The organism is Desulfovibrio sp. JC022 (genome assembly GCF_010470665.1).
In the GTDB taxonomy this organism is placed as follows: domain Bacteria; phylum Desulfobacterota; class Desulfovibrionia; order Desulfovibrionales; family Desulfovibrionaceae; genus Maridesulfovibrio.
Genome location: NZ_VOPZ01000005.1, coordinates 20,732 through 39,653, shown reverse-complemented (window position 1 = coordinate 39,653; position 18,922 = coordinate 20,732). Strand labels below are relative to the sequence as shown.

Annotated in this window: 18 protein-coding genes; 12 read left to right on the top strand and 6 right to left on the bottom strand. The window is 49.5% G+C overall.

Translation table 11 applies throughout. From position 1 onward, the window contains the following. Nucleotides 1–25 precede the first annotated feature (25 nt). The 4 genes from rarD to FMS18_RS09005 all read right to left on the bottom strand — a co-directional run bounded on the left by rarD (nucleotide 26) and on the right by FMS18_RS09005 (nucleotide 4,293). The gene (rarD, locus tag FMS18_RS09020) at nucleotides 26–925 is read right to left on the bottom strand and encodes an EamA family transporter RarD (RefSeq protein WP_163293671.1); all 900 of its coding nucleotides are present in this window, start codon (nucleotides 923–925) and stop codon (nucleotides 26–28) included. 98 nt (nucleotides 926–1,023) lie between these two features. Beyond that, nucleotides 1,024–2,244 carry an EAL domain-containing protein gene (locus tag FMS18_RS09015; protein ID WP_163293669.1) on the bottom strand — a complete coding sequence of 407 codons (1,221 nt, stop codon included), beginning with the start codon at nucleotides 2,242–2,244 and terminating at the stop codon, nucleotides 1,024–1,026. Nucleotides 2,245–2,562: 318 nt separating this feature from the next. Further along, a complete protein-coding gene (locus tag FMS18_RS09010) occupies nucleotides 2,563–2,892 on the bottom strand; it encodes a P-II family nitrogen regulator (RefSeq protein WP_163293667.1) in 330 nt (109 codons plus the stop codon). Between the two features lie 30 nt (nucleotides 2,893–2,922). Next, nucleotides 2,923–4,293 carry an ammonium transporter gene (locus FMS18_RS09005; RefSeq protein ID WP_163293665.1) on the bottom strand — a complete coding sequence of 457 codons (1,371 nt, stop codon included), beginning with the start codon at nucleotides 4,291–4,293 and terminating at the stop codon, nucleotides 2,923–2,925. A 557-nt stretch (nucleotides 4,294–4,850) separates the two neighbouring features. Between FMS18_RS09005 and FMS18_RS09000 the strand changes: the two genes are divergently transcribed. The 12 genes from FMS18_RS09000 to trpA all read left to right on the top strand — a co-directional run bounded on the left by FMS18_RS09000 (nucleotide 4,851) and on the right by trpA (nucleotide 16,835). Further along, the gene (locus FMS18_RS09000; RefSeq protein WP_163293663.1) at nucleotides 4,851–5,648 is read left to right on the top strand and encodes a 2-amino-3,7-dideoxy-D-threo-hept-6-ulosonate synthase; all 798 of its coding nucleotides are present in this window, start codon (nucleotides 4,851–4,853) and stop codon (nucleotides 5,646–5,648) included. 36 nt (nucleotides 5,649–5,684) lie between these two features. Next, nucleotides 5,685–6,668, top strand: coding sequence for a 3-dehydroquinate synthase II family protein (locus tag FMS18_RS08995; RefSeq protein WP_136675238.1), 984 nt, complete (start codon nucleotides 5,685–5,687; stop codon nucleotides 6,666–6,668). A 7-nt stretch (nucleotides 6,669–6,675) separates the two neighbouring features. Next, complete coding sequence (gene pheA / locus FMS18_RS08990) at nucleotides 6,676–7,779, top strand: prephenate dehydratase (RefSeq protein ID WP_163293661.1); 1,104 nt, start codon at nucleotides 6,676–6,678, stop codon at nucleotides 7,777–7,779. 142 nt (nucleotides 7,780–7,921) lie between these two features. Next, nucleotides 7,922–9,256, top strand: a complete 1,335-nt coding sequence (gene aroA / locus FMS18_RS08985) for a 3-phosphoshikimate 1-carboxyvinyltransferase (protein ID WP_163293659.1) — start codon at nucleotides 7,922–7,924, stop codon at nucleotides 9,254–9,256. Nucleotides 9,257–9,258: 2 nt separating this feature from the next. After that, complete coding sequence (locus FMS18_RS08980; RefSeq protein WP_163293657.1) at nucleotides 9,259–10,035, top strand: prephenate dehydrogenase/arogenate dehydrogenase family protein; 777 nt, start codon at nucleotides 9,259–9,261, stop codon at nucleotides 10,033–10,035. Nucleotides 10,036–10,350: 315 nt separating this feature from the next. Continuing rightward, nucleotides 10,351–11,766 (top strand): anthranilate synthase component I family protein, encoded by a 1,416-nt coding sequence (locus FMS18_RS08975; protein ID WP_163293655.1) that lies wholly within the window; start codon nucleotides 10,351–10,353, stop codon nucleotides 11,764–11,766. Further along, nucleotides 11,747–12,319 (top strand): aminodeoxychorismate/anthranilate synthase component II, encoded by a 573-nt coding sequence (locus tag FMS18_RS08970; protein ID WP_163293653.1) that lies wholly within the window; start codon nucleotides 11,747–11,749, stop codon nucleotides 12,317–12,319. Before FMS18_RS08975 ends, FMS18_RS08970 begins: the two co-directional genes overlap by 20 nt. A 31-nt stretch (nucleotides 12,320–12,350) precedes the next feature. Continuing rightward, nucleotides 12,351–13,340, top strand: a complete 990-nt coding sequence (gene trpD, locus FMS18_RS08965; RefSeq protein ID WP_163293651.1) for an anthranilate phosphoribosyltransferase — start codon at nucleotides 12,351–12,353, stop codon at nucleotides 13,338–13,340. Nucleotides 13,341–13,343: 3 nt separating this feature from the next. Continuing rightward, nucleotides 13,344–14,135: an indole-3-glycerol-phosphate synthase gene (locus tag FMS18_RS08960; protein ID WP_163293648.1), complete on the top strand. Its 792-nt coding sequence runs from the start codon at nucleotides 13,344–13,346 to the stop codon at nucleotides 14,133–14,135. Next, entirely contained in the window at nucleotides 14,132–14,749 is a 618-nt protein-coding gene (locus FMS18_RS08955; RefSeq protein WP_163293646.1) for a phosphoribosylanthranilate isomerase, read from the top strand. The genes FMS18_RS08960 and FMS18_RS08955 overlap by 4 nt, the downstream gene beginning before the upstream one ends. Nucleotides 14,750–14,872: 123 nt before the next feature. Next, on the top strand, nucleotides 14,873–16,051 hold the full coding sequence (gene trpB / locus FMS18_RS08950; RefSeq protein ID WP_163293644.1) for a tryptophan synthase subunit beta: 1,179 nt from the start codon (nucleotides 14,873–14,875) through the stop codon (nucleotides 16,049–16,051). A 13-nt stretch (nucleotides 16,052–16,064) separates the two neighbouring features. Then, on the top strand, nucleotides 16,065–16,835 hold the full coding sequence (trpA, locus tag FMS18_RS08945) for a tryptophan synthase subunit alpha (protein ID WP_163293642.1): 771 nt from the start codon (nucleotides 16,065–16,067) through the stop codon (nucleotides 16,833–16,835). A 76-nt stretch (nucleotides 16,836–16,911) separates the two neighbouring features. Here trpA and FMS18_RS08940 read toward each other — a convergent pair whose 3' ends face one another. Together FMS18_RS08940 and FMS18_RS08935 are read right to left on the bottom strand one after the other, a co-directional pair. Continuing rightward, nucleotides 16,912–17,574: an RloB family protein gene (locus tag FMS18_RS08940; RefSeq protein ID WP_163293640.1), complete on the bottom strand. Its 663-nt coding sequence runs from the start codon at nucleotides 17,572–17,574 to the stop codon at nucleotides 16,912–16,914. Beyond that, a complete protein-coding gene (locus tag FMS18_RS08935; RefSeq protein ID WP_163293638.1) occupies nucleotides 17,574–18,860 on the bottom strand; it encodes an ATP/GTP-binding protein in 1,287 nt (428 codons plus the stop codon). Before FMS18_RS08935 ends, FMS18_RS08940 begins: the two co-directional genes overlap by 1 nt. Nucleotides 18,861–18,922 lie beyond the last annotated feature (62 nt).

Below are 18,922 nucleotides of genomic sequence, written 5' to 3'. Positions count from 1 at the left end.
TTATGCTCCGGCCGTACATTTAAAATCAGTTATTTAGCTGGGATCTTGCTTTTAAATTTTTATTTATACCGTCTGCAACATATACTGCGATACCGCTCCAGATAAAGACAAAAGTGACCATTCTTGCGGAGTTGAAAGGCTCATTGTATACAAATACGCCAAGCATAAGGGCCAGTGTAGGGGCAATGTACTGCATCATTCCCAGTGTAACCAGCCGCAACCTGCGTGCCCCATGGGCAAAAAAGATGAGCGGCAGGGATGTGGCTGCACCTGCTCCTACCAGCAGAATATTATCCATTAAGCTTATCTTATATATACTTATTTCCCCTGAAAAAGCCAGCCACACCAGATAAGCCGCAGATACAGGAGCAAGCACTGCTGTTTCCACAAAAAGACCCGGCAGGGATTCGACTTTCATCACTTTGCGCACCAGCCCGTAAAAGGCGAATGATACAGCAAGGGTTAATGCTATATAAGGAATGTGCCCGTAATCAATTATAGAATAGATGACACCGCAGGCAGCGAGCAGAATGGCGATAACCTGAAGCCTGTTCAGCTTTTCCTTCATGACAATAAAGCCGAGCAGGCCGTTCATCAGCGGAGTCATGTAGTAGCCCATGCTGGTATCTATCACGTGTCCGTGGTTGACAGCCCAGATGTATATGAACCAGTTGGTCCCGATAAGGCAGCTGCTTATGCTCAGCAGGATTTTACCTTTTTTGTCTGCAAGGGCTTTTTTTACTTCTGCCCAGCGTTTCTTGCAAGACAGGAGAATTCCTACAAAAAAAAGTGACCAGACAATTCTATTGCAGAGCAGTTCAAGGGCCGGGACTTCTTCAAGCGTTTTCCAGTAAACAGGAAGCAAGCCCCACATAATGAATGCTGCGGCGGCGTAAAAGAGTCCGTCGTGAGTGTCTTTGTTCATTTTTCCCATTCCAAAATAAATTATTGAGGCGGGAAAGATATTCCAATCCCCGCACGGTTGCAACAAACATTATAGTTACAGCCGCACAAGAAGCAGAATCAGGTGCTGATGTCGATGCAGAGAATGGGGGATTTGGGAGTGTTATGCATTTTTGTGGAAACAGTGACGCAATTATTACCTGAAGCAAGAGAGATGTACGGCTCAGTAGTGTGCCATAGGTTGCCTGTCTTTATGGTCAGATAATATTCTTTAAGGGAATGGTCCGCTCCTGCGGGGGCCGGCTGATAAATAAGTCGCCTGTTTTCTTTTAATTTATAAGGATTACAGATTGTTTCCGAAACCTGTATGCCGTTGGTATCCAAAATATAGGCGCATTCGATATTGGAGTTTTCAGTGATGAAGGCCGAAAGAGCGGCGTCTGCAACTTCGGGGGTGGTGCCCATTAGGGTTTCACGTAATTTTCCGGCCATTTTTTTGTAGCTGTTTTCCATTATTTTCTGGCGGTTTAATTTTTCCAGAACATGGGTTTTGAAACGTGAGGCCAGAAATTTTAGTGGAGTCATGTCCGGGTTGATGGCCATGGCTGCGGGTATGGGCCTGCTGAAGAAGAACCCCTGAAAAACATCAATACCGAGACTCATCAAGGTCAGGGCTTCCTCCACTGTTTCAATTCCTTCAGCCAGCGGAAGGCTTCCGGTCCTTTCGGCAAGGTTGATCAGGGAGCGGGTCACTTCCATATTATGAAATTTTTTATTGATATTTGTGATGAGGGAGCGGTCTATTTTTATTATGTCCGGCTTAAGGGCCGGGATACGGTCAAGGTTGGAGTGGCCTGTCCCCACATCATCAAGGGCGATGAGAAAGCCGTGTTCGCGGGATTTATCTACAAATGAAGTCAGGGCGGCATCGCATCCTGCCTTGGATTCAATGATTTCTAAGATGATATTTCCGGCCGGGATGGAGCATTCTTCAACCATCTTTCCGGTCAGGCCGTAATTGAAAGTTTCTTCATTGATTATGGCTGCATCGATGTTTACAGACAGGAGCAGGGTCCGGTCGGTTTTTGAAATAGGAGCGAAAGTTTCAAAGGCTTTTCTGCGGCAGGCCCGGTCCAGTTCGGTCAGGGTTTCAATGTCCGTACACAGGCTGAACAGGGTGAACGGGGGAATATTCTCCCCGGTGCGGGGATTGATTGCGCGGGTTAGGGCTTCAAAACCCAGCAGTCCCTTGCGATTCATGGAAATCAGCGGCTGCAAAACTGTGGTCAGGCAATCGTTTTCAATGATTTCGTTAATGGAGAAGTCTGGAATTGTGTTCATTTGAGCAGTCGCACTTTAAAAATTTAACAGGTTGCTTGTGAATGCGAAGCGGCGAAGCCTATTAAAAGGTTTTGAAGGGATGGGGTCTGGGGAAGGGAAACTTTTGCAAAAGTTTCCCTTCCCCAGCCGCCGGAGGCATTCTTCCCAAAAACGCCCGGAAGGGTGGGAAGTCCCTTCCGGGCGGTGGGGCCCGATGGAGGTGGTCATCGGACCGGGGTGGCCGGGGTTGTCTGCCGATGATAAACCCGGCCTGCTGTACACTAATTGGGGTTAGAGTGATATTTGCTTAAAGAGTTATATGGTTAATATTTTATGTGGTTAAAGTGATTCTTCGCCGGTTCTGATCCTGATGGTTCTGCCGAGGTCCTGTACAAAGATGACGCCGTCACCTTCTTTACCTGTCTGGGCACCTGTTTTGATGGCTTCAAGTGCACCTTCGACTTTTTCTTCGTCCAGTCCGATTTCGATACGGACTTTTTTGAGCAGGTTAACTTCCATTACTACCCCGCGGTATGTTTCGGTGAATCCCGCTCCTCTGCCGGAGCCGAGGATGTTGGTTACCGACATGGTGTAGATGCCTTTGGCGTAGAGGGCCTGCTTTACCGGGGTAAGGCATTCAGGCCTGATATATGTGATGATGAGTTTCATTATATTATTCCTCTCTTTGTGATGGTTCGGTTATTCGTTGGAGAAGATCTGGAAACCGTTGTAGGACTCCATGCCGTGCTCGCTGATGTCGAGGCCTTTCATTTCTTCTTCAGCTGAAACCCTGATGCCCATGGTTGCTTTGGCGATGGTGAAGGCAAGGTAGCCTGCGCCGAAGGCCCAGACAAAGCAGGCTGCGATGCCGATGAGCTGCGGGGTAACCAGCGCGAATCCGCCACCGTAGAAGAGTCCGCCTGCACCGTCATTAAGCGTGGGGGAGGTGAACAGGCCGCAGGCCAGTGTTCCCCATGCACCGCAGACACCATGTACGGACACTGCACCGACCGGATCGTCGATTTTGAGGATTTTATCAATAAACTCGATGGACAATACTACCAGCACCCCTGCGATAAGACCGATGATGATAGCAGCTGCCGGGGTTACGGTTGCACAGGGAGCGGTGATGCCGACCAGTCCTGCCAGCGCGCCGTTACAGGTCATGGAGATGTCAGGTTTGCCGAATCTGAACCATGAGGTGAACATTGCACCGAGGGTTCCCGCACAGGCGGAAAGGCTTGTGGTTACCGCGATGAGGCCGATGGAGCCGTCAGCAGTGGTGGTGGAGCCGGGGTTGAAGCCGAACCAGCCGAACCAGAGGATGAACACACCAAGGGATGCCAGCGGAATGTTATGACCGGGGATAGCTTTTGCTTTACCGTCCGCAGTGTATTTACCGATACGGGGACCGAGAACCATGGCTCCTGCCAGAGCTATCCAGCCGCCTACAGAATGGACTACGGTAGATCCTGCGAAGTCCATGAAACCGAGCCCTTCAAGCCAGCCAGCCCCGGAATCGCCGAGCCAGAGAGAGCCCCAGGCCCAGTGACCGGAGATAGGATAAATGAGTCCGGTCACAATGGCGGTTACGAGGATATAGCTGCTGAATTTAGTACGCTCAGCAATACCGCCGGAGACGATAGTGGCAGCGGTGGCCGCGAATACAGACTGGAAAAACCAGAAAGTAAGGGTCCACTGTGAGTCGCCGTCAGTGAGTCCGGTGCCGGAAAGTCCGAAAGCGGAGGTTCCGGTAAAACCGCCTGCATCAAGGCCGAACATGAGGCCGAATCCGAACAGGAAAAAGATGATTGATCCGGCGGAAAAGTCGAGAAAGTTTTTCATCAGGATGTTGCCTGCACTTTTGGCGCGGGTGAATCCTGCTTCAACGCATGCGAAGCCTGCCTGCATGAAAAATACGAGGATAGCAGCGAGAAGGGTCCAGAGAATATTACCGTGAGCCTGAGACATGGCTTCCTCGGCAGCGAAAGCTGCGGAAGGTGCCGCTAGGAGCATGAGAGTCGCGAGGGCCGGAATTTTGCGGCCTACCATTGAACGTTTAATAGTCATACAGTCCTCCTTAGGGATGTTGATTGCTTCAAGGATGTTTTTCTTAAAGCATAGACTGTGCCAACGTTTTAAGGTGTTGAAATAATTGATTTAATATTGGGTTGATCCAGAAATGTTGATTACAAAAATGTGTTTTTGAACGTTTTTGTTCTATTTTAGTGGTGGGTAAATGACAAAAAGGTAAACTTTGTATTTTGTGACCATGTGTGGCTTAAGGGAAAATTACAAATGACGTTCATAATATTAATGATAGTGAAAAAATAAAGAAAGTTGTTGACAATTTTTTCAGGACCCGGTTAGGTTACAGCCATGCAGACTTTCAACACCCTAGGCACCGGCCTCTCATATTTTTTCTACTTTTTTTATTTTTGGTGCACCCACGCTTGTGGTCGGGTGGAGGTTTGCTTGTACGGAAAGTAAAAAAGTAGCATAGCAAACGACCTCTACAGAAGGGCCGCAGGCGAAGAATCGCCGGCGGCCCTTTTTTTGTTACATGGGTCGCCAGAAAGGGAAGCGGATCTTGGAGAACTTAGAGGCAAACTTCAGGAGAATTTAAAATGCAGATTGGTAAAAGTGTAAGAATGGAGCGGATGGTTAACCGCAATACGGGCAGGACAATCGTTGTTCCCATGGATCACGGCATCAGTGTCGGCCCGCTCAAAGGATTGCGCAACATGCGCCGGGCAGTTAACGATATGGTCAAAGGTGGTGCCAATGCCGTGCTTATGCACAAAGGCTTAGTGCGCTGCTCCCACCGTGAAGAAGGCGGCGACGTCGGCCTTATCGTTCATCTTTCCGCATCCACCTGTCTTTCCCCTCTTCCTAATAAAAAAACTCTGGTCGGCACTGTTGAAGACGCGCTTCGTCTCGGCGCAGACGCTGTTTCCGTACACGTGAACCTCGGCGATGAGTCCGAAGCACAGATGCTTTCCGATCTCGGTGAAGTTGCTTCCGCAGCTACCAGCTGGGGCGTTCCGGTTCTGGCCATGGTTTACGCCCGCGGTCCTCAGATCAAAGACGAATTCGATCCCGAAGTTGTGGCCCACTGCGCACGTGCAGGCGAAGAGCTGGGTGCCGATATCGTAAAAGTTCCCTACACTGGGGATATCGAATCTTTCAAAACTGTGGTTGAAGGCTGCTGTATTCCGGTTGTAATCGCTGGCGGTCCCAAGCTTGATTCCACTCGTGATTTCTTACAGATGGTTTCCGATTCCATTGAAGCCGGCGGTGCAGGCCTTTCCGTAGGCCGCAATGTTTTCCAACATGAAAATCGCGTGAAGCTGATGGAAGCTTTGCACATGGTCGTTCACGAAGACGAAACTGTTGATAACGCTCTCGCCCACATCGGTGAATAGTTGCCAGTGTCTGGTTTAAATTTAGGAAAAGGAAAAATGAAAAAAATTATATTCAAAGCGATCCCGTTCGAAAAGAATCTCGTAAGCCTTGCTCTTGAATCCGGTGTGGACGCTATCCTGACCAGCCCGGAGCACAAGGAAACCATCGAGGGACTGGGCCGCGTTACAGTCATCACTCCCGAAGACATGCCCGAAGTCGCTATCAACGAAAAGGCTGATGAAGCTGTTGCGGTTGATCTTGACAAAAAAGGCAAAGATGTCTGCCTTTCCGCAGGCTGGGAAATTATCCCGGTTGAAAACCTGCTTGCCCAGATTGATTCCCTTGCTCTTGAGGCTGAATCTCTTGACCGGGCGCGGCTCGCTGCCAGCGTCATGGAGCGCGGCGCTGATGCCATTGTGGTTACTCCTGAAGGTGCTGCGGACCTGAAGCAGATTGTCGCTGAACTGAAACTCTCACAGGGTAAAATGGAACTCCAGAAAGCAACCGTTACCAAAATCGAATCCGCCGGACTCGCTCATCGGGTCTGCGTCGATACCACTTCCAAGCTCAAGAAAGGGCAGGGTATCCTGACCGGAAATTCTTCCGCCTTCACTTTTCTCGTGCATGCTGAAACCGAATCCAACCCGTACGTTGCCGCACGTCCTTTCAGGGTGAATGCGGGGGCTGTTCATGCCTACGCGCTCATGCCCGGTGACAAAACTACTTATCTTGAAGAACTTCGTTCCGGTTCCGAGGTATTGGTTGTTGATAAAAGCGGCGAAACTTCCGTGGCTGTGGTCGGACGCAGCAAGCTTGAAGTCCGCCCCATGCTGCTTATCACTGCCGAGGTTGAAACTCCCGAAGGTCCGGTTTCCGGCAAGGTTTTTCTTCAGAATGCCGAGACCATCAGAGTTGTAAACGGTGACGGTGAGCCTGTAAGTGTGGTAACACTTAAAGAAGGCGACGAAGTTCTTTGTCGCATTGATGATGCCGGACGTCATTTCGGAATGCGTATCAAAGAAGAAATCTCAGAGGATTAATAAAAAAATGTCACAGTCCAGCAAAACAAATCTTGGCGATCTGCGGGTGGAAATCGATTCCCTCGACAGTGAAATTCTTGAGCTTCTCAACAAGCGTGCCGCTGCGTCTCTTGCAGTCGGAGCCATCAAGGCCGGATCATCTGATCAGATTTTTAAGCCCTTCCGCGAGCAGGAAGTGCTGCGCGGTCTGATCAAGCGTAATCCCGGAACTCTCCCGCCTGAGCACCTTGAAGCAATTTATCGCGAAATTATTTCTTCTTCCCGCAGGCTGCAAAGGCCTGAGCGTGTGGTCTATCTAGGCCCCGAAGGGACATTTTCATATTTTGCCGGATTACAGCACATGGGACGTCAGGCCGACCTGCTCCCTAAAAACAATTTTGAAGATATTTTTGTGGCCGTTTCCAAGGGCGAAGCCGACTTAGGCATCATCCCCCTTGAAAATTCGCTTAAGGGAACGGTCGGACAGAATGTTGATCTGTTCATGCGTTACCCGGTGTTCATTCAGGCCGAGCTGTATCATCGCATCAGCCACGGTATCATGACCAAGGGTGCCGACATCAGCGAGATCAAAACTGTCTATTCACACTCCAAGGCACTTGAGCAATGCACCGGATGGCTTCGGGCCAACATGCCCGGTGCAGAGCTCGTGTCTGTGGAATCCACTGCCAAGGCTGCCAAGATGGTTTCTGAAAGCGACGAGCCGGTTGCAGCAGTCGGTCATCTAAAGCTGGCCAATCTTTTCGGCCTGCATGTGGTAGCTGAAGCCATTGAGGATCTGCCCGATAACTGGACCCGGTTCCTGATCATCGGCCCCAAGCCCGGACAGGAAGACAAGCGCGACAAAACCTCGCTGCTTTTCACCACCCCGGATCGGCCCGGTGCATTGGTTGAGGTCCTTAATGAACTTTCCGGGCACAGTATCAACATGACCAAGCTGGAATCGCGTCCCGCCCTCGGCGAAAAGTGGAAGTATATGTTTTTCGTTGATCTGCAAGGTGATCTCGGTGCCGAAGAGCATGAATCGTTAATTGAAGATCTCAAGGCCCGCTGCCTGACTTTTAAAATTCTCGGCAGCTACCCATCAGGATCGCAAGACGGTAGTAAATTTTAAAGAAGCCTCCGGCGGCCTTCCGGGGGCCAAAGAACCCTTTTGCAAAAGGGTTCTCTGGACTCTCCCAAAACCTTTTATTAGGGCTTCGCCGCTTCGCAGTACAAATAAATTTAACGGGCTAGAAATAGTCAGGATATATAAAATGACTTCTGAGAATGTAATCGTAATTAAAGCTCCTTCATCTAAATCTTTGTCCCACAGGGCTTTGATTGCCGGGGCTTTGTCTGAAGGCAATACTGTTGTACTTGATCCTCTGGAGAGTAATGACATCAATCGCACCATGGATTGTCTGGCTACCATGGGCGCGCAGTTCAATATTGACGGTACTGCTACTACCGTCACCGGTATGGAAGGCGGCCCCAAGGGCGGAGCAAAGGAACCTGCGGTTCTGGAAATGCGTGATTCCGGCACCACCTGCCGCTTGATCACTGCTCTGGCTGGCGCGGGTAACGGACTTTTTCGGGTACAGGGCACCCCGCGCATGCATGACCGTCCTATCGGGGCACTTACAAGTGCGTTGGAATCTCAAGGTACAAAAATTACTTTTTCCGATAAACAGGGCTACCCTCCTGTAACCCTTGAAGCGGGCGGTTTTAAAGGTAAGGAAATGGATATTTCACTTGAGGAATCCAGTCAGTACCTTTCCGGCCTGCTGCTCGGCGCACCGCTGGCGGATGAAACTACCATCATTAATGTGATCGGTAAGAAAGCGGTTTCATGGCCTTATGTGGCACTTACTCTTAATGTAATGGAAGATTTCCGGGTTAAATTTGAGGTTCAGCTTAAAGATAATGGCGAATGGAAAAAGACTGATTGGAGAAAAGTTGAGAAGGTTGTTCCCGGAGAGATCCGTTTCGTTGTCGAACCTTCTAGGTTTGAGCGTGATGAATACCGGGTGGAAGGTGACTGGTCCAACGCTTCTTACTTTCTCGCAGCCGGGGCCGTAGGTAACAATCCTGTTAAGATTGAAGGAATGAACGTAAATTCACTTCAAGGTGACCGAGCAATCATGTACATCCTTGAGTCCATGGGCGCAAAGATTGAAAGCGATGATCACAGCGTGACTGTCTACCCCTCACAGCTGCACGGCGTAGAAGTGGACATGGGCAAATGTCCTGATCTGGTGCCTACTGTGGCTGTGGTTGCAGCTTTTGCTGACAGTCCGACTACCATTACCAATGTTGCCCATCTGCGGATCAAGGAATGTGACCGTCTCGAAGCAAGTGCTGCCGAAGTCATGCGCGCGGGCGGAAAGGCCGAGATTACCGATGATTCCATTACCATTATCCCGGCACCTCTCAAGAAGGGCGAACGCATTGTCTTCACCACCTACGATGATCACCGCCTTGCCATGTGTACCGCGATTTTTGCCATGGCGGGCATTGAATCAATTCCCGCAGAACCGGGATGTGTAGCAAAATCTTTCCCCGGTTTCTGGGATGAATGGGAAAAAGTTAAAAAAGGAAATGGTTGTTAGTCATGGAGTGCGAGTTCGAAAAAATACATAGTGTAGCCGTCATCGGGTCCCGTGGACAGATGGGTGGTTTCCTCGCGCTTACTGCCGAACGAGCGGGAATGATGGTCTACCGTTTTGACACGCCTCTTGATGAGGAAAAGATGGCCCGCCGTCTACCCGATACCGATCTGGTGATTCTGTGCATTCCGGTGACGGTCATGGACGAGGTGCTGCCCGTCGTGATTCCGCACATGAAAAAGGGTGCTATTCTTTCCGATGTAGGTTCGGTGAAAGGCCGCCCGGTGCAGCAGATGACACGGTCTTATGACGGTCCTGTGGTCGGGACCCATCCTTTGTTCGGCCCGGTGATTCCCACTGATTTCGAACCCACCGTAGCCCTTGTAGCCGAGCGTGAAGAAGATCGTCCTGCCATGCTGGCAGTGAAGGACTTTTTCGAGCGTCTCAACTTCGGTGCATTCGAATCTTCCATTGAGGAACACGACAAAGCCATGGCTATGATTCAGGCCTTGAATTTCAGTTCCACAATCGCATTTCTGGCCTGTTCACGGGAAATTCCCAATATCAAAAAATTCGTAACCCCGTCTTTCAAGCGCAGACTCGAATCCGCGCGCAAGATGGTTACTCAGGATAGCGATCTATTCGGGACAATTACTGACGCCAACCAGTACAGTCAGGAAGCGACCCGTCTGTTCCGTTCTTTTCTTTCCCTGGCAGCAGCAGGTGACATGGATCTGCTTGCAGACCGTGCTTCTTGGTGGTGGCGTGACAACAATACCTAGGGAGAAGTGCATCTGAAAAAGATGATCAGCCGCATTCTCCCAGAGAATGCGGCTTTTTTTATATTAAAAATTGGTGTGAGTAGTTACAATAAACGCTAAATGCCTTTGGCGACCCTGCCGGGGGCCTTAAACCCTTTTCCAAAAGGGTTTAAGAATCCCAAAACGTTTTAGTTATGCTTCGCATACATGCCGTTTCAAAGCGGCGAAGCCCTATTAAAAAGTTTTGAAGAGTCCAGAGAAACTTTTCCAAAAGTTTCTTTGGCCCTCGGAGAGCCGCCGGAGGCATTCAGCGTAAAATCTAACGGAGATTCTTATATGAAAATTGAACTGACACAGTACGGCAAATGGTTGCCAGCTGATACGCAGACCCCGATCAGTCTGTACCTTGGGCTGGTGGGCGATGCGCCGGGGATTCTATTAGAGAGTGCCGAGGTTGACGGACGGATGGGACGCTACAGTCTTATCGCCTGGGATTTCAGGCTCAAGCTTGCCCCGGTAAACGGCAAGCTTTCAGTGGAATGCGCGGATTCAAGGCTGGCCGGACTGGCTTCCTATTCAGGCATGGAATTTCTGGACGGAATGCGTGCGGTCATGAAAGCCCTGCATCTGAATGTTCAGCCTGAGCTTGGTGACCTTCCTCCCTTTACCCGTGGTCTTTACGGTACATTAGGATACGGTATCGCCGGAATGCTGGAACCGAAACTGAAAGACAGGCTTCCCGCTGAAGATGCCGAGGTCCGTCTGGCTTTGCCGGGTAAGGTCGTTCTTTTTGACCATCTCAAGCACAGCTGTTGTTTTCTTTCTATTGATAAGGATGCTGATCTTGAGTTTACCCCTCCGGTTTTCGGTGCAACCTGCGAACCTACCGAAGTCGGTGATCCGGTGGCTGTTCCGGGTAAGGAAAAATATATGGAAGGGGTCAATAAAGTTAAGGATCTGATTGCTGAGGGAGAGTGCATTCAGGTGGTGCTTTCCACCCGCTTTTCCGCACCCTTCAGCGGCAACTCCTTTGATCTGTACCGCAGGCTGCGACAGGCCAACCCCTCTCCGTTTATGTTTTACATGAAGTTCAGCCGTGAAGATATTCTGCTCGGTTCCTCTCCAGAAGTCATGGCCCGCTGCGAAAAGGGCAGGCTGGAAGTTCGGCCCATCGCCGGAACCCGTCCGCGCGGCAAAGATGCTGCCGGGGATCGTAAATTTGCTGAAGAGTTGCTCGCTGATCCCAAGGAAATTGCCGAACACGTCATGCTTGTTGATCTTGGTCGCAACGATCTTGGACGCATTGCCAAGCCCGGTTCGGTCTCGGTGGAGAAGTTCAAACAGATTGAATACTTCAGCCACGTTATGCATATCACTTCCTACGTGGAAGCTGATTTGCGTGATGACCACGATGCCATTGACGTGCTTCAGGCGACCTTCCCGGCGGGAACCCTTTCCGGGGCCCCGAAAATCCGGGCCATGGAAATCATTTCCGAGATCGAAGAAGTTCCGCGTGGTCCTTACGGCGGCTGCATCGGTTTTATCGGTCTGGATAAAGATACCGTGAACCTTGATACCGGAATCACCATCCGTTCCATGTGGATTCGTGACGGCAAATGCCATTGGCAGGCCGGGGCCGGGATCGTTTATGATTCCGATCCTGAAATGGAATGGAAGGAATGTAACAACAAGGCAAGGGTTCTCAAGGAAATTCTGCAGTCGGAGGGCGGTGATGTTTTTACTCGTGGATAATTTTGATTCGTTTACCTTCAATCTGGTGCAGGCTTTCCAGCAGCTTGGTGCTGACCCGCTGGTGCTGCGCAATGATCGCGAGGAAATCCTCGAACTGGCCGAGTCCGGTAAGCTGGAGCGGGTCTGTCTTTCCCCCGGTCCCAGTACCCCGGAAAACGCAGGTCTTTCTCTTGAATTCCTATCCCGGCTGCCCAAGGAAATTCCCGTACTTGGCGTTTGCCTCGGTCATCAGACCTTGGGCCATTTTGCCGGAGCACCAGTGGTGAGAGCCGGGCGGATCATGCACGGCAAAACTTCCGATATTCATCACAAAAATGAAGGGATTTTCAGTGGACTGGATAATCCGTTCAACGTCTGCCGTTATCATTCCCTTGTAGTCAACGTGGATGAAGCACCGGACAAGCTGGAACTTACCGCATGGACTGATCAGGATGAAGTCATGGGCTTGCGTTACAAAGATCGTCCTTGGGCCGGATTGCAGTTCCACCCGGAATCAATCCTCAGCCCGGATGGACCGAAGCTCTTAAAGAACTTTCTGGACGGAAAGATTTAAACTCTATCATTATATATAGAAGGATAAAAAAATGTCACAGATTATAAGCGAAGCCCTGACCGCTCTGTCGTCTGGTCAGGACTTGACCACTGAGCAGGCTGATGCGGTTTTCGAAGAACTTTTTTCCGGCGACATGACTAACGCGCAGGCCGGAGCACTGCTCATGGGACTGCGAACCAAAGGTGAGACCGCTGTTGAAGTTGCTGCGGGCGTACGCGCGGCCCTGCGTGAAGCCAAGTTGATTAAAGGCATTAATAGTTCGTGCATTGATACTTGCGGCACAGGCGGCGATGGCTCCAATAGTTTTAACTGTTCAACCGCTGTAGCTATTTATCTGGCCGATATGGGTTATCTGGTTACCAAACATGGCAATAGGGCGGTTTCTTCTTCTTGCGGGAGTGCTGACGTGCTGGAAGATCTGGGTGTTTCGCTGGGCACTACAGTGAATGAAGCCCGCGATGTGTTGCTGCGAGACAAGTTTGTGTTCATGTTTGCCCCCAATTACCACTCGGCCTTTGGAAAAATTGCTCCGATCCGTAAAGAATTGGGAATTCCGACCCTGTTTAACCTCATGGGCCCCCTGCTGAACCCCGCTCGTCCCACCCACCAGATTCTGGGCGTGGGCAGGCCGGAGATTCTGCGGCTTATGGCTGAAGTGCTGGTACTGACCAATGTGGAAAAAGCTTATGTTATTCACGGTGCGGGTAATTTTGACGAGCTTACCCCGTTCGGCGTGAACGAAGCCATTCTGGTTGAAGGCGGCAAACTGACTGAAGTACAGATTGATCCCGCTGCTTACGGATTTGCAACAGCCAAACCCGAAGATGTGGCGGTTAAAGATCGTCCCGACGCATTGGCGGCTATTCGGAAAGTGCTGAAAGGCACCGCCCCGCAGGCCATGCTCGATATGGTGGCCCTGAATCTTGGCGCAGCCATATCAATTCTGGATGGTGTTTCCCTTGCTGAGGGCATGGAAAAAGCCAAAGCCAAGGTCGCCAAAGGCGTGGACAAGGAATGCTAGGCCATGCTTGATAAATTCAGAAAAGCAAAACAGGCAGAACTCGATATGCTCGCCCGTATGAAGGCTCAGACGCAGGCCGGAGGGAAAATGTTTACCCTTTATGCGGGCGAGCGACTTTCCTTTGCTAATGCCATCCGCCGCGATGAAAACGGGCTGAAAGTCATTGCCGAGTACAAGCGTGCTTCCCCGTCCAAGGGTGACATCAACCTTGGGCTGAGCGCGGCAGATGTTGCCAAGATGTACGCTGCCGGAGGTGCTTCGGCTATTTCCGTTCTTACCGAAGAGGAGTACTTCAAGGGTAATTTGAGCTATCTTGATGAGATTAAACCGAGCGGATTGCCCATGCTGCGCAAGGATTTCCTTACCGACCTGATGCAGATTGAGCAGACTTTGGCTACCCCGGCGTCGGCACTGCTGATCATTGTACGCATGTTCGAGGATGACGGTTATCTCAAGGAGATGATTGAGCAAACCCATGCTGCTGGCTTGGATGCGGTGGTGGAAGCTTTTGATGATATAGATCTCAAACGGGCCAAGCAGGCCGGGGCGCGGATTATTCAGATTAACAACCGCGATCTCGATAACCTTAGCATCGACATGAATCGTTCCATTGAGTTCATTAAGCTCAAGGAAGAGGGCGAAATATGGATCTGTGCCAGCGGAATCAGTGAGCCTGAGGACTGCGCACAGATGAATGAACTGGGTTATGATACTGTGCTCATCGGCACATCAATTATGTCCAGCCCGGACCCGCAGGCCAAGCTTGCCGCCCTGGTTAAGGGAGGTCGTTCATGAGTTTGCTGGTTAAGGTTTGCGGAATGACATCCGTAAAAGATGCAGCCATGTGTGAAGAGTTGGGTGCAAATTTTCTCGGATTCATTTTCCATCCGTCCAGCCCGCGCAATGTGGGCGCAGACTTTGCTCGTTCCATCAAAACTGAGGGTGCAAAAAAAGTAGGCGTGTTCGTCAAGCAAAGCGTAGCGGAAGTGATCGAAATCTTAAAAAACGGTAATCTTGATTTTGCGCAACTGCATGGCGGTCAGAATGAAGAATTCTGCAAGGCCGTGGGCAAAGAGCGGGTAATTAAAGTGCTTTGGCCGCAGAAATATGAGTCGCTGAAAGAACTTCAGGCGGATATCGACCGCTTCGCTCCCCACTGCGCCTACATGCTCTTTGATGCCGGTAAATCCGGCGGCGGACATGGGGTAGCAATGGCATTTAATGTTTTTAAAGATGTAACCATCCCGGTTCCATGGCTTTTGGCTGGAGGGCTTTCCGCAGAGAATCTGTCAGATGCCTTGAGCACAGCAAAACCGAACGGTGTTGATCTGAATTCCGGAGTGGAATCAGAGCCGGGTAAAAAAGATAAAAATAAACTGGGCGCGGCTTTTGCGGTCATGAATCGTTAGAAATAAATTGCCACATAACACGGCGAAGCCTAATAAAAAGTTTTGGGATTCTTAAACCCTTTTTCAAAAGGGTTTAAGGCCCCCGGCAGGGTCGCCGAAGGCATATAAAATAAGGATAAGATTATGAAAAGAGGATATTTTGGAGATTTCGGCGGACAGTTTGTACCTGAACTGCTCATGCCGCCGCTGCTTGAGCTTGAAGAGGCCATGGAAAAGATCATGAAATCCGCTGAATTCCAGCAGGAGTTCGCCCGCCTTTTGCAGGATTTCGTGGGCCGTCCCACCGCGCTTACCCATTGCGCAAATATCTCCCGTGATCTGGGCTTTAACCTCTGGCTCAAACGTGAAGATCTCGCCCATACCGGAGCGCATAAAGTCAACAACACCGTGGGGCAGGCCCTGCTGACAAAAATGATGGGCAAACCCATGCTGCTGGCCGAAACAGGTGCCGGACAGCATGGCGTGGCGACTGCAACCGCAGCCGCGCTGCTCGATCTGGACTGTGAAATTTATATGGGCGCATTGGATGTGAAACGTCAGTCTCATAACGTTCGGCGTATGGAACTTCTCGGTGCCAAGTGTGTGCCTGTTGAATCCGGCACACAGACTCTCAAGGACGCTATTAACGCCGCCCTGCGTAAATGGATTGCAGCGCAGCAGACCACTCATTACTGCTTCGGCACTGCTGCGGGACCGCATCCTTTCCCGCTGCTGGTGCGTGAATTTCAGGCTGTTATCGGTCGTGAAGCCAAGGCCCAGTTCAAGGAAAAAACAGGCGAGCTTCCTTATATGGTAGTAGCCTGCGTGGGCGGCGGCTCCAATGCCATCGGCATGTTCCATGAATTTGTGCAGGAAGAATCAGTCAAGATTGTGGGCGTTGAGGCTGCGGGAACCGGGGAACCGGGTTGCACCAACTCCGCACCTATCAATCTGGGAACCCCCGGTGTGTTGCACGGCATGAACACCCTGCTGCTCCAGACCGAAGAAGGGCAGATCCTGCCGTCACATTCAATTGCCCCCGGTCTTGATTATCCCGGCGTAGGTCCTGAGCATGTGCATCTGCACGCATCCGGTCGCGCCCAGTACGGCACGGTTAATGATCATCAGGCACTTAATGCATTTCAGATGCTTTGCCGCAAGGAAGGCATTCTGCCCGCGCTGGAAAGTTCCCACGCCGTGGCATGGGTGCTGGAGAACCGGGATTCCATTCCCAAAGATGCAAACGTCATAGTCAACCTGTCCGGTCGCGGCGACAAGGACATGGGTATTCTTGAAGATTATCTCGCCGAACATGGTCAATAAGGGGAAATATAAAATGAGTATTACCAAACTTGCAGATAAAATTAATGAAGCTAAAGCTGAAGGGCGCATCGGACTGATTCCGTTCCTGCCCGGTGGATATCCTAACCGCGAGCAGTTCTGGAAAGAAATCCTTGAACTGGACGAGAACGGTGCGGATGTAATTGAAATAGGCATGCCGTTTTCCGATCCCGTGGCAGACGGTCCGGTGGTCGAGGCCGCTTCTCTCAAGTGCCTTGATGACGGCATCAATCTGAAATGGATTCTGGCCGGACTTTCCGAGCACCGCGCCAAGATTGATGCCGGGGTGCTGCTCATGGGCTACTACAATCCGGTGCTGCAATACGGGCTGGAAAAGTTTGCCAAGGATGCACAGGCTGCCGGGGTTAACGGTCTGATCATAGCCGACCTGCCTTTTGAGGAAGGTGTGGAATTCCGCGATCTACTCGCCAAACATGACATCGCGCTCATCCCGCTGGTAGGCCTCAATACCGAACCCGAACGCATGGCTCTCTACTCCAAGGGCGGCAACGGTTTCTGCTACTACGTCTCAGTTCTTGGTACCACCGGAGGCACCGTTTCCCTGCCCGAAGAAGTCAAGACCGGCCTCGCCAAGGCGCAGGAAGTCTTTGATATTCCGGTGGCTCTCGGCTTCGGTCTCAAAGAGCCTTCGCAGCTTAAGGAAATCGAAGGGCTGGTCGATGCGGCGGTCTTCGGCTCCGCACTTATCAAGCACATTGATTCCGGCAAGAGTAGTGCTGAGTTTATGAAGGTTTGGAAGAAATAGTATTGATTGGAATTTATTAGATTGAGTAGCGAACTCCCGCTGGCTTTGGCTGGCGGGAGTTTCTTTGTGGAAATTTTTATGAGATCGGTTTGACCTTTTTGATGAACTCTATGAGTTCGGGCATTTCGGTCATAGGGTTTGTTAGTGGTTTGTGGGATTTTAGTTGGTTGGCGTAGGGGAGGGCGGCAGTAATATTTAAACTTTTGCTACGCTTGATAGCATCATCCATGTTTATGCAGAACACTTCAGCTTCTTTTTTATTGCGTGGCATTGGTTTTTCATAAGCGGAAAAGACTGCTTTTAATTGTCGTTCAGAGTCACCAGCATTTCTACAGGCATTGATTTTGTCGCAAAAGTGCAGTGCGTACCAGATTTCTATTGCCGGATAATTATAGAAAACAGCCCACTTCCTTTTTTCTTTTTTCTTTTTGCCGAGTTTGGTTATTTGCTCCAGTTCAGCTTTTAAATTGTTGATTTGTGTTTGCGAAAGTTGATCGTTTTCAAGGTCGCGTAAGAAAAGGACCGCGTCGAAATCTTTCGGGTCGCGGTCCATATAGCGTAGAGCCTGATCTACAAGTGTGAATGTTTTAGGTGTGATTACTACGGGATTGTTCTTAGATGAAAGGCACTCGTTGAGAACAAACTTGGCGTAGTTCTGCTCAGTTTGTCCGTCACAAACCAGCAGGACATTAACTTTTTTACGGCGCAGGGATTTGGATGGTCTTTTAGGGCGGGCCATTAAATGCCTCCCTCCCAGTCTACATCTGGCACTGCTCCAAATCGTCCATTCAGATAATCTTTATATAGTTTTTCCCCTCGGTCGTTTTTAGAAACACTCCCCATCCCTTTGAATTCGGATAAGCTGTAAAGCTTAGTCTCGAAGGTCTCTTTGTCTTTCTCCGTGAAATAAATTTCATCTGGGCGGAGTAGTGATTTATCCATGACGGTTACGTCGTGAGTTGTGAAGATTAATTGAGCTCCTTTGGGGTTTGTTTCTTTGTTTGTAAAAAGTTGAATAATTCTTCGAATTAGATAGGGATGTAGGGATAAATCTAATTCGTCAATCCACATAGTAGCACCAATTTGTAGCGCTGAAAGTATAAGGCTTGCTAAGGCAAAGTATGTTTTAGTTCCGTTGGATTCATCTTTTTCAAGACTTAGGTATATAATCTTTCCTTCTGTGTCTGTGTGAGCAAAGTGTGTTTTTAAATCAGGGTGAAATCTTCCATTTGTTACTTGTAGCAGTTCACGTTGTTTCTCAGTTAAGTCTTCTTTTGCTGTGTTTCCTTTTGTTATTTTTATATCGCAAATATTGAAGTCAGCATTTTGAAGATATTTTAGTATTGGGTCTTTTTTTTCATTTTGTCGCATAATAGTATTAGCTGTGACTAGATGTGCTCTAGCATCAGGAGAGATTAACCCTGTTATAGAGAACCATTCTACAACTGACTCTAGAGTATCTACCTCACCTTTATTAGATAAGTATGCTAACGCTGTTTGTTGTTTGTTCAAGTCTGCTGACCACAAGTCTAAAAAAGATTTTTTATGATATATGGATTTGTGAAATTCTGTTTTTTGTCCTTCTCTCTTAATTAATGTCTTAATTCTGGAACCCTTTGCGGAGCTAACAACGGTTAAATTTTCTTTAGTGATTGCTTCAGGGGTAATTTCTATATGGTATGTGTATATCTTCCCAAAAGATAAGAATTTAATTTTGAAAATAGTTGGTTTTTGGGAGTAGTCAGGATTGAGTTTAAAAGAGTAATCTGAGTAGTTATCATTTTTAGTTCTGTTTGCAGAGATGGAAATGATTTGTCGTAATGTGTCAAGTGCCTTCAAAATATTAGACTTCCCCGAAGCATTAGCCCCCAAAATAGCCACAACAGGCAAAGCCTGCGGTTCACGCCTAATACCTGTTTCAAGGATATTGTGATCCTCATCCTTACTCTTAAAGGCGGGCTGCATATATAAAGTCTGCTCTTCCCCGATTGACCGGAAATTGGCGACACTGAATTCTAAAAGCATATTTAATCCCATGGTGTGTTTTGGGTGAAAATCTCACATTGACAAAGTCAATATATGGAAAA